The sequence below is a fragment of the Pseudomonas sp. NFACC37-1 genome (genome assembly GCF_900101575.1).
Taxonomy (GTDB): Bacteria; Pseudomonadota; Gammaproteobacteria; order Pseudomonadales; family Pseudomonadaceae; genus Aquipseudomonas; species Aquipseudomonas fluorescens_AA.
Window position 1 is genome coordinate 13,796 of sequence record NZ_FMUZ01000036.1, and the last position, 12,489, is coordinate 26,284.

At 62.4% G+C, this 12,489-nt stretch carries 12 protein-coding genes; 6 read left to right on the top strand and 6 right to left on the bottom strand.

The features are described from left to right. Positions 1-144 precede the first annotated feature (144 nt). Together ppk1 and hemB are read right to left on the bottom strand one after the other, a co-directional pair. Positions 145-2,361, bottom strand: a complete 2,217-nt coding sequence (ppk1, locus tag BLP82_RS25485; RefSeq protein ID WP_092174755.1) for a polyphosphate kinase 1 — start codon at positions 2,359-2,361, stop codon at positions 145-147. Between the two features lie 17 nt (positions 2,362-2,378). Further along, the gene (gene hemB / locus BLP82_RS25490) at positions 2,379-3,392 is read right to left on the bottom strand and encodes a porphobilinogen synthase (protein WP_072405986.1); all 1,014 of its coding nucleotides are present in this window, start codon (positions 3,390-3,392) and stop codon (positions 2,379-2,381) included. A 204-nt stretch (positions 3,393-3,596) separates the two neighbouring features. Between hemB and BLP82_RS25495 the strand changes: the two genes are divergently transcribed. Continuing rightward, positions 3,597-4,220 carry a DedA family protein gene (locus BLP82_RS25495; RefSeq protein WP_072405987.1) on the top strand — a complete coding sequence of 208 codons (624 nt, stop codon included), beginning with the start codon at positions 3,597-3,599 and terminating at the stop codon, positions 4,218-4,220. Here the strand turns inward: BLP82_RS25495 and BLP82_RS25500 are convergent. After that, positions 4,201-5,436 (bottom strand): sterol desaturase family protein, encoded by a 1,236-nt coding sequence (locus BLP82_RS25500; RefSeq protein WP_092174760.1) that lies wholly within the window; start codon positions 5,434-5,436, stop codon positions 4,201-4,203. The two genes, BLP82_RS25495 and BLP82_RS25500, sit on opposite strands and share 20 nt — an antisense overlap. A gap of 123 nt (positions 5,437-5,559) precedes the next feature. Between BLP82_RS25500 and elbB the strand changes: the two genes are divergently transcribed. Next, the gene (elbB, locus tag BLP82_RS25505) at positions 5,560-6,228 is read left to right on the top strand and encodes an isoprenoid biosynthesis glyoxalase ElbB (RefSeq protein WP_092174764.1); all 669 of its coding nucleotides are present in this window, start codon (positions 5,560-5,562) and stop codon (positions 6,226-6,228) included. A 122-nt stretch (positions 6,229-6,350) separates the two neighbouring features. Here the strand turns inward: elbB and BLP82_RS25510 are convergent, their stop codons facing one another. The 3 genes from BLP82_RS25510 to BLP82_RS31255 form a co-directional block, all read right to left on the bottom strand. Beyond that, the gene (locus BLP82_RS25510) at positions 6,351-6,806 is read right to left on the bottom strand and encodes a YaiI/YqxD family protein (RefSeq protein ID WP_092174769.1); all 456 of its coding nucleotides are present in this window, start codon (positions 6,804-6,806) and stop codon (positions 6,351-6,353) included. A 105-nt stretch (positions 6,807-6,911) separates the two neighbouring features. Continuing rightward, positions 6,912-8,810 carry a cytochrome c/FTR1 family iron permease gene (locus BLP82_RS25515; RefSeq protein ID WP_092174774.1) on the bottom strand — a complete coding sequence of 633 codons (1,899 nt, stop codon included), beginning with the start codon at positions 8,808-8,810 and terminating at the stop codon, positions 6,912-6,914. Positions 8,811-8,819: 9 nt separating this feature from the next. Then, on the bottom strand, positions 8,820-8,981 hold the full coding sequence (locus BLP82_RS31255) for a hypothetical protein (protein ID WP_170842382.1): 162 nt from the start codon (positions 8,979-8,981) through the stop codon (positions 8,820-8,822). Positions 8,982-9,125: 144 nt separating this feature from the next. Between BLP82_RS31255 and BLP82_RS25520 the strand changes: the two genes are divergently transcribed. The 4 genes from BLP82_RS25520 (at position 9,126) to BLP82_RS25535 (ending at position 12,446) form a co-directional block, all read left to right on the top strand. Continuing rightward, positions 9,126-10,520, top strand: a complete 1,395-nt coding sequence (locus BLP82_RS25520) for a COG3014 family protein (RefSeq protein WP_060743111.1) — start codon at positions 9,126-9,128, stop codon at positions 10,518-10,520. Positions 10,521-10,538: 18 nt separating this feature from the next. Beyond that, a complete protein-coding gene (locus tag BLP82_RS25525) occupies positions 10,539-10,910 on the top strand; it encodes a YcfL family putative periplasmic lipoprotein (RefSeq protein ID WP_092174778.1) in 372 nt (123 codons plus the stop codon). A 201-nt stretch (positions 10,911-11,111) separates the two neighbouring features. Continuing rightward, positions 11,112-11,699, top strand: coding sequence for a penicillin-binding protein activator LpoB (gene lpoB / locus BLP82_RS25530; protein ID WP_003177333.1), 588 nt, complete (start codon positions 11,112-11,114; stop codon positions 11,697-11,699). 3 nt (positions 11,700-11,702) lie between these two features. Next, entirely contained in the window at positions 11,703-12,446 is a 744-nt protein-coding gene (locus tag BLP82_RS25535) for a penicillin-binding protein activator LpoB (RefSeq protein WP_092174783.1), read from the top strand. Positions 12,447-12,489 lie beyond the last annotated feature (43 nt).

Genomic DNA, 12,489 nt, shown 5'->3' on the forward strand with positions numbered 1-12,489 from the left:
GGCCGCGAAGCGGCCCCAAAGAGTTGGAAGGTAATCAACCTGACACAACTGGCTGGCAGGTTTCAGGGCTGCTTCGCAGCCCAGCGGGGATAAATCCCCTCGCCACAGATATCCTTAAACCATCAGAACTGCATCACCCCAACCTTAACGAACCGCCAACACCGGGCTGCTCAAGCGCTCGAGCAATGTCGCCTGGGCGCTGCGCGGGTTCTGGTTGCCGGTCGGCGTGTTGCGGATGTAACGGCCATCCGACTGCAGGCTCCAGCTGTGGGTGTTGTCGGTGAGGTAGCTTTCCAATTCCTTCTTGACCCGCAGGATCAGCTTCTTGCCTTCCACCGGGAAGCAGGTCTCGACCCGCTTGTCGAGGTTGCGCTCCATCCAATCGGCGCTGGACAGGAACATCTGCTCCTCCCCGCCGTTGAGGAAGTAGAACACCCGGGTATGCTCCAGGAACCGCCCGATGATCGAGCGTACATGGATGTTGTGGGACACCCCCGGGATGCCCGGCCGCAGGCAGCACATGCCCCGCACCACCAGGTCGATGCGCACGCCCGACTGGCTGGCCTTGTACAACGCGCGGATGATCTTCGGATCGGTCAGCGAGTTGAACTTGGCAATGATGTGGGCCGGCTTGCCGTCCAGGGCGAACTGCGTCTCCCGGGCGATCATGTCGAGCATGCCCTTTTTCAAGGTGAACGGCGCGTGCAGCAGTTTCTTCATGCGCAGGGTCTTGCCCATGCCGATCAACTGGCTGAACAGCTTGCCGACGTCTTCGCACAAGGCATCGTCGGAGGTCAGCAGGCTGTAGTCGGTGTACAGGCGGGCGTTGGCGGCGTGGTAGTTGCCGGTGCCCAAGTGGGCGTAACGCACGATCTCACCGGCCTCACGGCGCAGGATGAGCATCATCTTGGCGTGGGTCTTGAAGCCGACCACGCCATAGATCACCACCGCGCCGGCCGCTTGCAGGCGGCTGGCCAGTTGCAGGTTGGATTCTTCGTCGAAGCGGGCGCGCAATTCGATCACCGCGGTGACTTCCTTGCCGTTTCGCGCCGCATCCACCAGGGCATCGACGATTTCCGAGTTGGCGCCGCTGCGGTACAGGGTCTGGCGCACCGCCAGGACGTGAGGGTCCTTGGCGGCCTGGCGCAGCAGGTCGACCACCGGCGTGAACGACTCGAACGGGTGCAACAGCAGGATGTCCTGCTTGCTGATCACGCTGAAAATGTTCTCGCTGTTTTGCAACAGTTTCGGGATCTGCGGCGTGAACGGCAGGTATTGCAGTTCCGGGTGACTGTCCAGGCCGGTGATGCTGAACAGTCGGGTCAGGTTGACCGGACCGTTGACCTGATACAGCTCGGTCTCGTGCAGGTTGAACTGCTTGAGCAGGTAGTCGGACAGGTGTTTCGGGCAGGTGTCGGCCACCTCCAGGCGCACCGCATCGCCGTAGCGACGGGAGAACAGCTCGCCGCGCAGGGCGCGGGCCAGGTCTTCGACGTCCTCGGTGTCCACCGACAGGTCGGCGTTACGCGTCAGGCGGAACTGATAGCAGCCCTTCACCTTCATGCCCTGGAACAGGTCATCGGCGTGGGCGTGGATCATCGACGACAGGAACACATAATTGTCGCCGGGGCCGCCGACATCTTCCGGCACACGGATGATGCGCGGCAACAGGCGCGGCGCCGGAATGATCGCCAGGCCGGAATCGCGACCGAAGGCGTCGATGCCCTCCAGTTCGACGATGAAGTTCAGGCTCTTGTTGACCAGCAGCGGGAACGGGTGCGTCGGATCGAGACCGATCGGCGTGATGATCGGCGCGATCTCGTCGCGGAAATAGCGGCGCACCCAGGTCTTGATCTTGGTGTTCCAGTAGCGCCGGCGGATGAAGCGCACCTGGTGCTTTTCCAGCTCCGGCAGCAGGATGTCGTTGAGGATCGCGTATTGCCGGTCCACATGGCCGTGGACCAGCTCGCTGATGCGAGCCAGGGCCTGGTGCGGTTGCAAGCCGTCGGCACCCGCCTGTTCACGGGCGAAGGTGATCTGTTTCTTCAGGCCGGCGACGCGGATTTCGAAGAACTCATCCAGGTTGCTGGAAAAGATCAGCAGGAATTTCAGCCGTTCCAACAGCGGATAGGACTCGTCCAGCGCCTGCTCCAGCACGCGGATGTTGAACTGCAGTTGCGACAGCTCGCGATGGATGTACAGGCTGCTGTCATCCAGGTTCGGAACGGCAATCGCCGGTGCCGGGGCGGGCTCGATGACGGCCGGGGGAGCGGGCTCCAGCTCCGGCGGTGTTTCGGCAACTTGCTCGACCACGGGTTGAGCGTCTTTTACGGCAACTTCGGAGAGTCCTTCGGTATTCATCGCAAGTTCCTGGGAGGCTATTTCTGCTCTCGTAACAATTGGGCGGCGCGCACGGCAAAGTAAGTCAGGATGCCATCGGCACCTGCGCGTTTGAAAGCGGTCAAGGACTCCAGGATCACCCCTTCGCCCAACCAACCGTTCTGGATCGCGGCCATGTGCATGGCGTACTCGCCGCTGACCTGATAAACAAAGGTCGGCACTTTGAATTCGTCTTTGACCCGGCAAAGAATGTCGAGGTAGGGCATGCCAGGCTTGACCATGACCATGTCTGCACCCTCTGACAAGTCAGCCGCCACTTCGTGCAAGGCTTCCTGACTGTTGGCCGGGTCCATCTGATAAGAGGCCTTGTTGGCCTTGCCCAGGTTCAGGGCCGAGCCGACCGCATCGCGGAACGGGCCGTAATAGGCGCTGGCGTACTTGGCCGAATAGGCCATGATCCGCACGTTGACGTGACCGGCCACCTCGAGGGCTTCGCGGATCGCCTGGATGCGCCCGTCCATCATGTCCGAGGGGGCCACCACCTGGGCACCGGCCTCGGCGTGGGACAGCGCCTGCCTGACCAGTGCATCGACGGTAATGTCGTTCTGCACGTAGCCCTCTTCATCGAGGATGCCGTCCTGGCCATGGGTGGTGAACGGGTCCAGCGCCACGTCGGTGATCACCCCCAGCTCCGGGAAACGCGCACGCAGGGCACGGGTGGCACGCTGGGCAATGCCCTCCGGGTTCCAGGCCTCGGCAGCGTCCAGGGACTTGAGGGCCGGCGGGGTCACCGGGAACAGGGCCAGCGCCGGAATGCCCAGCTCGACCCAGTGGGCGGCTTCTTCGAGCAGCAGGTCGATGGTCAGGCGTTCCACCCCGGGCATCGACGCCACCGCTTCGCGACGGTTCTCACCGTCCAGCACGAATACCGGCAGGATCAGGTCATCGGTGGTCAGCACGTTTTCACGCACCAGCCGACGAGAGAACTCATCACGGCGGTTGCGACGCAGGCGGGTAGCAGGGAACAGACGATTGGCGGGGGTAAAGCTCACGGCAGACTCCTGAGCCCGCAGACGGGCGAGCGTGACAGTTATAAGCGGACATTATGACGAACGTGTGACAGTTGTGCTAAGGCGCGACCGGTAGTCGCAGTCATTGTCTTCTGTAGGAATTGTTCACGTCGAGACACATTTCGATACTTTCCTGAATGTGCCTGAAGGGTTAGGCTGCGCGTTCATTTCGCCAGCACCCAGACAATGCTCCAACAATTTCTGCATGACTTCGGCTACTTGGCCTTGTTTATCGGCACGTTCTTCGAAGGCGAAACCATCCTCGTGCTCGCAGGTTTCCTGGCGTTCCGTGGCTATATGGACATCAACCTGGTAGTGGTCGTGGCTTTCTGCGGCAGCTACGCGGGCGATCAGCTGTGGTATTTCCTGGGACGCAAGCACGGCCGCAAGCTCCTGGCGCGCAAGCCGCGTTGGCAGTTGATGGGGGATCGCGCGCTGGAGCACATCCGCCGGCATCCAGACATCTGGGTGCTGAGCTTCCGCTTCGTCTATGGCCTGCGCACGGTGATGCCGGTGGCGATCGGCCTGTCAGGCTACCCGCCGGGCCGCTACCTGCTGCTCAACGGCATCGGCGCGGCGATCTGGGCCACGGCCCTGGCCGCTGCCGCGTATCACTTCGGCGCCGTGCTGGAAGGCATGTTGGGCAGCATCAAGAAATATGAGCTGTGGGTACTCGGCGCGCTGCTGGTGCTGGGCCTGGTCCTGTGGTTGCGCCGACGCATCAAGAATGCGCGGCTGGCCAGGAAAGTCCTAGAAGCCGAACGCCTGGAACAAGCCAGGTCCGACGCACCTACGACGCCAACCGAGTAAAGCGGCTGCGGCAGCAATACAGCCCGATGCCACTGAGCAGGCTGTAGCTGAGCAGCCCGACCCAGGCCACAGCGCTGGCCGGCCACACCCCGGCCAAGGGCGCCAGCCACACCAGCGGCAGGTTCGAGGCCAGCCGCAACAGCTCCAGTTTCAGTGCCCACGGGCGATTCTCCAGGGCCACGCCCAACACGAACAGACCGAACGCCACCGCGCCCCACCCCAGCACCAGGGCGGCGACCGGCAGGCTGCTTTCAAGGTTCATCAAATAACTGCCCAAGGCAATGTAGACGCAGAACTGCAGCCCCACGTACCACTGCTGGCGCGGGTCCAGCGGCACGGTGAATTTGCGGAACTGGCTCAGGTCGGGCTTGCTCAACGGGTACTGGGCCGCGACGTCCGCCGGACGCCAACCAGTGGGCATGAACCAGATCCGCAGCTTGTCCCACCAGCGCCCGGTCCGTCGCGCATCGGCCCACAGCTGTGCATAGAACTGCAGGTTGGCCCACAACGGATTCCAACTCGCCAGCGGCGTGGTCACGCCAAAAATCACCGGCTCGTTATCGTCTTCTTCTTGGAAGGTGCCAAATAGACGGTCCCAAATAATGAACACCCCGCCGTAGTTGCGATCCATGTAGAGAGGGTTCTGTGCATGGTGGGCACGATGATTGGACGGCGTCACGAAACACCACTCCAGCCAGCCGAGCTTGGGGATGTGCTGGGTGTGGACCCAGAACTGGTACAGCAGATTCAACGCCGCGACGCTGACGAAGACCACCAGCGGCACGCCCAGTACGGCAAGCGGGACGTAGAAGATCCAGCTCAACAGGAACCCGGTGCTGGTCTGGCGCAACGCGGTGGACAGGTTGTAGTCCTCGCTTTGGTGGTGAACCGAATGGGCGGCCCAGAGGATGTTGCGCTCATGGCCCATGCGATGCAGCCAGTAGTAACAGAGGTCGTAGAGCACGAAGGCGAACACCCAGGTCCAGGCCCGGTCGGCAGGCAGTTCGATGACGGCCAGGTGTTTCAGCGCAAAGGCGTAGGTCAGCAGCCCCACGCCCTTGGTCAACAGGCCCGTGGTGGTCGACAGCACGCCGGTGCTCAAGCTGTTGATCGCGTCCGCCACGCGGTAGTGGCTCACACCCCGCCAGCGATCGGCCAGCAACTCGACGGCGATCAGCACGAAGAAGAACGGCACGGCATACAGGATGAAGTTCATGACGCAACCCGGGCACGCAAGGCAAGGAGATAGTCGGCAGATTAGGTGTAGCTGCCCGATCCCCCTATGGCAACGAGTGACAAATTAGTAGACATTTAACGCCATGAATCTGGAGAAAAGCCCATGAGCAAAAAAATTGCAGTGATCCTTTCCGGCTGTGGCGTATATGACGGCGCCGAGATCCACGAAAGCGTGATCACCTTGCTGCGTCTCGACCAGCGCGGGGCGCAGGTCCAGTGCTTCGCCCCCAACATTGCCCAGTTGCATGTGATCAATCACCTGACCGGCGAGGAAATGCCCGAGAGCCGCAACGTGTTGGTGGAGTCGGCGCGAATCGCCCGGGGCAACGTGAAGGATTTGCGTGAAGCCAGGGTCGAGGATTTCGACGCCTTGATCGTACCCGGTGGTTTTGGCTCGGCGAAAAACCTCTCCAACTTTGCCGTCGAAGGCGCCGGCTGCACCGTACAGCCAGAGGTCCTGGCCTTGACCGAAGCCTTTGCCGAGGCGGGCAAACCGGTCGGGCTGATCTGCATCTCCCCGGCCCTGGCGGCCAAAATCTATGGCCCGGGGGTGACGTGCACCATCGGCAACGACCCGGACACGGCGGCAGCCGTGGGCAAAATGGGCGGCACTCACGAAGACTGCGCGGTCACCGACATCGTCGAAGACCGCGCGCGCAAACTGGTCAGCACCCCGGCCTACATGCTGGCGCAGAACATCAGCGAAGCGGCTTCAGGCATCAACAAACTGGTGGACCGGGTGCTGGAGCTGACGCACGAGAATGACTCCTGACACCAGCGCCATCCTTGTGGGAGCGGGCTTGCTCGCGAAGGCGTCGGTTCAGTTGGCATCTCTGTCGGCTGACACACCCCCTTCGCGAGCAAGCCCGCTCCCACAAGGGGTCCAGGCAAGATTTAAGAGGCTCGGGCCAAGCGCGTCAGTATCCGGTCCAAAGCATTGGCAAACCCCTGCTTGTCTCGCTCGCTGTACGCGGCCGGGCCACCGCCCATATGGCCCTGCTCGCGCAAATCGGTGAACAGGTTTCGCACCGCCAGCCGCTCACCCATGTTTTGCGCATCGAACTCCTTGCCTCGCGGGTCCAGGGCCGCGACGCCCTTCTTCACCAACCGATCAGCCAGGGGCACGTCGCTGCAGATCACCAGCTCGCCCGGCACGGCGTGTTCCACCAAGTAGTCGTCCGCCGCGTCGGGGCCGCTGGGCACCACGATCAATTTTACACAGGCCAGGGCCGGCTTGATCTGCGGTTGACCAGCCACCAGCACCACCTCGAACCGGCGCTTCAGGGCGAACTTGACCACCAGCTCCTTCGCCGCCTTGGGGCAGGCATCGGCGTCGATCCATATGCGCATTGGGGTTGTTCCTCTTTTCAAATGCATCGCGAGCAAGCTCGCTCCCACAAGGACAGCCTACATCCTGTGGGAGCTTGCTCGCGATCATGAGCGCAGCGAATGCTGTCAGGAAACCTGGACCCGACGCTTCTCCGCTACCCAACTGCGCCCATACAGCACCACGATCGCCAGGATCGCCACCACTTGAGCGGCCAGCGAATAGGCATCGGCATGAATGCCCAGCCAGTCGAAGTCGAAGAACGCCACCGGGTGGGTGCCGAAGATCCCGGCTTCCTGCAACGCCTTCACGCCATGGCCGGCAAACACTACCGACAGTGCGCACAGCAACGCGGCGTTGATGCTGAAGAACAGCGCCAGCGGCAGTTTCGCCGAGCCGCGCAGGATCACCCAGGCCAGCCCCACCAGCAGCACCAGCGCCGTCGCGCCGCCGGCCAGCACTGCGTCATGCCCGGCAGGACCCGCTTGCAACCACAGGGTTTCGTAGAACAGGATCACTTCGAACAGTTCACGATAGACCGAGAAGAACGCCAGGATCGCAAAACCAAACCGACCACCGCCGCCCACCAGGCTGCTCTTGATGTAATCCTGCCAGGCCGCCGCGTGACGACGGTCGTGCATCCAGACCCCCAGCCACAACACCATCACACTGGCGAACAACGCCGTCGCGCCCTCGAGCAGCTCGCGCTGGGCGCCGCTGACGTCGATCACATACGCCGCCAGCCCCCAGGTCGCCAGGCCGGCCAGCAGCGCCAGGCCCCAACCGACGTTGACGCTGCGCACCGCCGACTGCTGGCCGGTATTGCGCAGGAACGCCAGGATCGCCGCCAGCACCAGGATCGCTTCCAACCCTTCACGCAGCAGGATCAGCAACCCCGAGATGTAGCTCAGCGACCAGCTCAAGCCATCGCCACCCAGCAGGCCGGCGGACTCCTTCAGCTTGGCCTTGGCCACGTCCAGGCGCTGTACGGCCTGCTCCACCGGCAAACCGTCCTGCAACGACTGACGGTAGGCCATCAGGGCCTTTTCGGTGTCCTTGCGCACATTGGCATCGACGTTGTCCAGCGAGCTTTCCACCAGCTCGAAACCTTCCAGGTAAGCCGCTACCGACAGGTCATAGGCTTGGTCGTGGTCACCGGCGCGATACGCCGCGATACTTTTGTCCAGGGTGGCGGCCGTGTAGTCGAGCAACTGCGCCGGGCCACGTTGTACCTGCGGCGGCTGGGCACGCTGGGCACGGAATGTCGCCGCCGCTGCGGGGCCTTGCGCCGCGAGCACTTCGGCCGGGGTCTGGCGCGCCAGGTCAGCGAGATTGAAGACCTGTTCGCCTTTGGCCGCTGCCGGGTCGGCGCTGAAGCTGGCGATGTAGGTTGCCAGGTCCCAGCGCTGACGGTCGTCGAGCTGATCGGCGAAGGCCGGCATGTCGGTGCCTTCGATGCCCATGCCGAGGGTGTTGTAGATCGCGTAGAGACTCAGGCGATCCAGGCGCTGGGCGTCGCGCAAGTTGGCGGGCGGCGGTTCCAGGCCAACACCGGCAGGACCGTCGCCGACACCGTTGGCGCCGTGGCACACCGAGCAATTCTGCGCATACAGCGGCGCGCCGCGGGTGGGGTCGGGCGTGATGACCGGTGCCTGGCTGACTTCATACGCTACCGCCAGCTTGGCCCCCAGTTGCCGCGCCAGGCGCGCAACATCGCCGCCGTCCTGGCGCTGGGTGATCGCCGTGCGCAAGGTGCCGATGCCCTGGACCAGCTCAGTCCTTTCCGGCTTGGCCGGCAACCCGGCGACCAACCCTTCCAGCGCCTGGGTAAATTCCAGCTGCTCGCGGTACTCCGCCTCGTCGATGACCTTGCCCGCCTCGACCGTCGCCGGGTAATCCGCCCCGATGTAATCCAATAAATGCAGCGCCTGGGGGGCACTCTCGAGGGGGTCGGCCTGCAGCGCAGTGCTGCACAAAGCAAGCAATGGCAGTACAAGCCAGGCCAGGAAACGGTACGGCGCAGTCATGAATGACTCTCAGTTGGTAATAAGAAGTAACACATTGTTCACTTCCAATGGCTTCGGCTCAAGGGTGGATGTGGCTTGGGAGCCGATTTTCATCGGATTTTCATGCTTTGGCGGTGATGTCACAAAAACAGCATTTAGGAATTGAAAAGCCATTACATAGCCAAGCGCCATGTTTATAATCCCGCCGCCTTCTTATCATCAGATGGCATAAAAGCTCCTCTTCTTATGAGGAACCGACAGCGTAGCGACGCTTGTCCGTGGGATCGCCCCAGCCCGACCCGCACACCCCGGCTGCTATCAGGGAAGAAAATGTTCATGGCATCCCGTGCCGTTCTTTCGGTCGCCCTCGGCGCGATCACCTTGTTGTCCGGCTGTTCGGCCTTTCGCAACTATGACAGCGAATTGGCCCAGACCAACCAGCAGTTGGCGTCCGGCAATGTCGACGGCGCGTTGACCCTGCTGGAAAAGAACAACTCCAGCCAAGACAAGGACCTGCTGTATTACTTCGAGAAAGGTGAGCTGCTGCGCGCCAAGGGCGACTTGTCCGGCAGCCAGACCGCCTGGAGCAGCGCCGACCAACAAGTGGCCCAGTGGGAAGATGCGGTCAAGCTCGACACGGCCAAGTACCTGGCCCAGTTCGGCAGTTTCCTGGTCAACGATAAAGTCCGCCGCTACGAAGGCTACGACTACGAAAAGGTCATGCTGACCACCCAGATGGCCCTGAACCTGCTGGCGGTGAATGACTTCGACGGCGCGCGGACCCAGATCAAGAAGACCCACGAACGCGAAGCGGTGATCGCCGACCTGCGGGACAAGGAATACCTCAAGCGCGAGGAAGAAGCCGAGAAACAAGGGGTCAAGACCGAGTACAAGGACCTCCAGGGTTACCCGGTGGCCAGCCTCGACGCCCCGGAAGTGGTCAGCCTCAAGAACAGTTACCAGAGCGCGTTCAGCCATTACCTGGCCGGTTTTGTCTACGAAGCCCTGGGTGAAAAGGACCTGGCCGCACCGGGTTATCGCAAGGCCGCCGAACTGCGCCCCAACACACCGTTGCTGGAGCAGGCCCTGCGTGACCTCGACAAGCCCGCCGCCAAGAGCGACGACAGCGACATCCTGATCGTGGTGCAGAGTGGCCTGGCACCGTCCCGGGACTCGATCCGCATTCCCTTGCCTTTGCCAATCAGCGGCAACCTGGTCATCACGCCGTTGTCGTTCCCCCTGATCAAGCCTGACACCTCCACGGCCACCTTCGGCCAGATCGGTGTCGACGGCCGTCAGTTGGACCTGACCCAACTCAACAGCACCACCGCCATGTCCCGTCGGGCCCTGCGCGACGACATGCCGGGCATCATCCTGCGCACCACCGTGCGCGCCGTCACCCGTGGTGTGGCGCAAAAGCAGATCAACGAAACCAATCCCCTGGCCGGCCTGGCCGTCGGCCTCACCTCGGCGGTATTCGAAGGGGCCGACACCCGGACCTGGCGCACCCTGCCCGACTACACCCAGGTGGTGCGCCTGCGCCTGAAGAAAGGCGAGCACCAGGTCACCTTGCCAAGTGCCGTGGGCGGCTCGGTGGTCAAGGTCACCGTCGACCAGCGCTACCAGGTCATCAGCCTTCGCGCCGTGGGTAACCAGGTGTTCGCCGGCGGCCTCGCGGCCCAGGTGATGCCGAGCGCCAACCCGACCGCCATTGCCCTCAAGCAACCTTAAGAACGGAGTCTTGTTCACATGCGTTTAAAAATGATCGCCGTCGGCGCCCTGGCCTTGCTGGCCGGTTGCGCCACCCCGCCGCCTCCGGAGCCGGGCAGCGCCGCCAGCAAGGTCGTGGCGATGGGCAAGACCAAGAACATCGTGGTCGGCGCCATGCGCGTGGCCCGGGAAAACGGCTACATGACCGTCAATGTCCAGTTGAGCAACACCAGCTACAACAACAAGACGATGTACTACCGCTTTGCCTGGTTGGGGCCGGAAGGTTTTCCGATCGCCGAGGAAGAAACCTGGAAAAGCCTGACGCTGTACGGCGAACAGACCAGCTTCCTGCCGGCCATCGCCCCGACACCCAAGGCCGTGGATTTCCGTTTGGAAATCAATACCCCTTGAGCCTGATCCCGGTCGGTCAAGCCAACACCAGACCTGTGGCGAGGGGATTTATCCCCGCTGGGCTGCGCAGCAGCCCTCAAACCGACGGACTCGGTATGTCAGGTAGATTTCATTCAGTTTTTTGGGGCTGCTACGCAGCCCAACGGGGGATAAATCCCCTTGCCACAAAAACCCTTTATGCAGCAATTTGAGAGCACCCACATGTTCGTACGCATTTCATCCCTCGCCCTCGCCGCCCTGCTGGTCAGCGGCTGTGCCAACAACTCGCCGGTCCTGGGCAACAAGAACATCAGCTACGGCGATACCAAGGCCGTGGAAACCGTGACCAACGAGTTCGGCTCCACCGACCTGCAAATGATCGCCGAGTCCATGACCCGCTCCCTGGCCCAGTCCGGCATCCTGCAGGGCCGCCCGGTGGTCCAGGTCTATGACGTGAAGAACAAGACCAGCGAATACATCGACACCCGCGAAATCACCACCAGCATCAAGACCCAACTGATGAAGACCGGTGCCGCTCGTTTCGCCAGCGACAACACCGCCATGGACAGCCAGGTCGACCAGCTCAAGCTGCAGAACCAGAGCGGCCTGTACAAGAAAAGCACCGTGGCCAAGACCGGCAACATGATCGCGGCCAAGTACCGCCTCGAGGGCTCCATCAGCTCGATCGTCAAGCGCAGCAGCGACTACAAGGACGTCTTCTACAAATTCAGCCTGCAATTGATCGACGTCGAGAGCGGTCTGGCCGAGTGGATGGACGAAAAAGAAATCCGCAAGACCACGGAGCGCTAAGCCATGCGCACATGGATAGGCATCATGGCCCTGGCCTGCGCATTCAGCGCGCAGGCAGCCCCAAAAGTCGCGGTGACCGACCTGGCGTACCAGGAGCGGGTGGAGGAATACATCCACACCGTTTCAGCGCAGAGCAACTTCCAGGCGAACCCCTACAGTGCCAGCGCTTCCTCGAGCTACGACGAGATGGAAGCCACCAGCAGCTACATCGAGCAGGGCGAACTGCGCAAGTTCACGGGTGACATCAAGGGCGAGATCCTGCGCAGCGGGATGTTCCAGCTGACCCAGGGCACGCCTCACACGGCGGCGTCCAATGGCGACGTCTATGACGTCATCAAGCGCATCAAGGCCGGGAACTTCAAGGGTGCCGACTACGTGCTGTTCGGCACGGTGTCGGACATCGACTTCACCCGCGACATCAACGAACTGGCCAACACCGACAGCTACTCGGCCGTGCTGGCGCTGACCCTGGTGGCGGACTTCAGCCTGATCAACACCAAGACCTACGAAATCACCTCGGCCTTTACGGCCATGGGCGAAGGCCAGGACACCAAGTTGTTGAACCACCGGGACGTGCGCATCAGCCTCAACCGTCCACGGGTGGTGCGCGAAGTGTCCAAGGCCCTGGGTGAAGACGTGGCGCGGCAGCTGAGTGAACAACTCGGCGGCCCGAGCAACCAACAGCCCGGCGAGCCGATGCAGCGCAATAACCTGCCCCGGGATACCGCGCCGGTGATCCTGCGCTGAGCCACACCGTCGGGTAGCTCTTCAGCTGCTTCTGTGGCGAGGG

Bases quoted from the DNA above. Each gene is read 5' to 3' on its own strand.
- ppk1 (WP_092174755.1), bottom strand. From the start codon at position 2,361: ATGAATACCGAAGGACTCTCCGAAGTTGCCGTAAAAGACGCTCAACCC.
- BLP82_RS25495 (WP_072405987.1), top strand. From the start codon at position 3,597: ATGCTCCAACAATTTCTGCATGACTTCGGCTACTTGGCCTTGTTTATC.
- BLP82_RS25500 (WP_092174760.1), bottom strand. From the start codon at position 5,436: ATGAACTTCATCCTGTATGCCGTGCCGTTCTTCTTCGTGCTGATCGCC.
- elbB (WP_092174764.1), top strand. From the start codon at position 5,560: ATGAGCAAAAAAATTGCAGTGATCCTTTCCGGCTGTGGCGTATATGAC.
- BLP82_RS25510 (WP_092174769.1), bottom strand. From the start codon at position 6,806: ATGCGCATATGGATCGACGCCGATGCCTGCCCCAAGGCGGCGAAGGAG.
- BLP82_RS25515 (WP_092174774.1), bottom strand. From the start codon at position 8,810: ATGACTGCGCCGTACCGTTTCCTGGCCTGGCTTGTACTGCCATTGCTT.
- BLP82_RS31255 (WP_170842382.1), bottom strand. From the start codon at position 8,981: ATGGCGCTTGGCTATGTAATGGCTTTTCAATTCCTAAATGCTGTTTTT.
- BLP82_RS25520 (WP_060743111.1), top strand. From the start codon at position 9,126: ATGGCATCCCGTGCCGTTCTTTCGGTCGCCCTCGGCGCGATCACCTTG.
- BLP82_RS25525 (WP_092174778.1), top strand. From the start codon at position 10,539: ATGCGTTTAAAAATGATCGCCGTCGGCGCCCTGGCCTTGCTGGCCGGT.
- lpoB (WP_003177333.1), top strand. From the start codon at position 11,112: ATGTTCGTACGCATTTCATCCCTCGCCCTCGCCGCCCTGCTGGTCAGC.
- BLP82_RS25535 (WP_092174783.1), top strand. From the start codon at position 11,703: ATGCGCACATGGATAGGCATCATGGCCCTGGCCTGCGCATTCAGCGCG.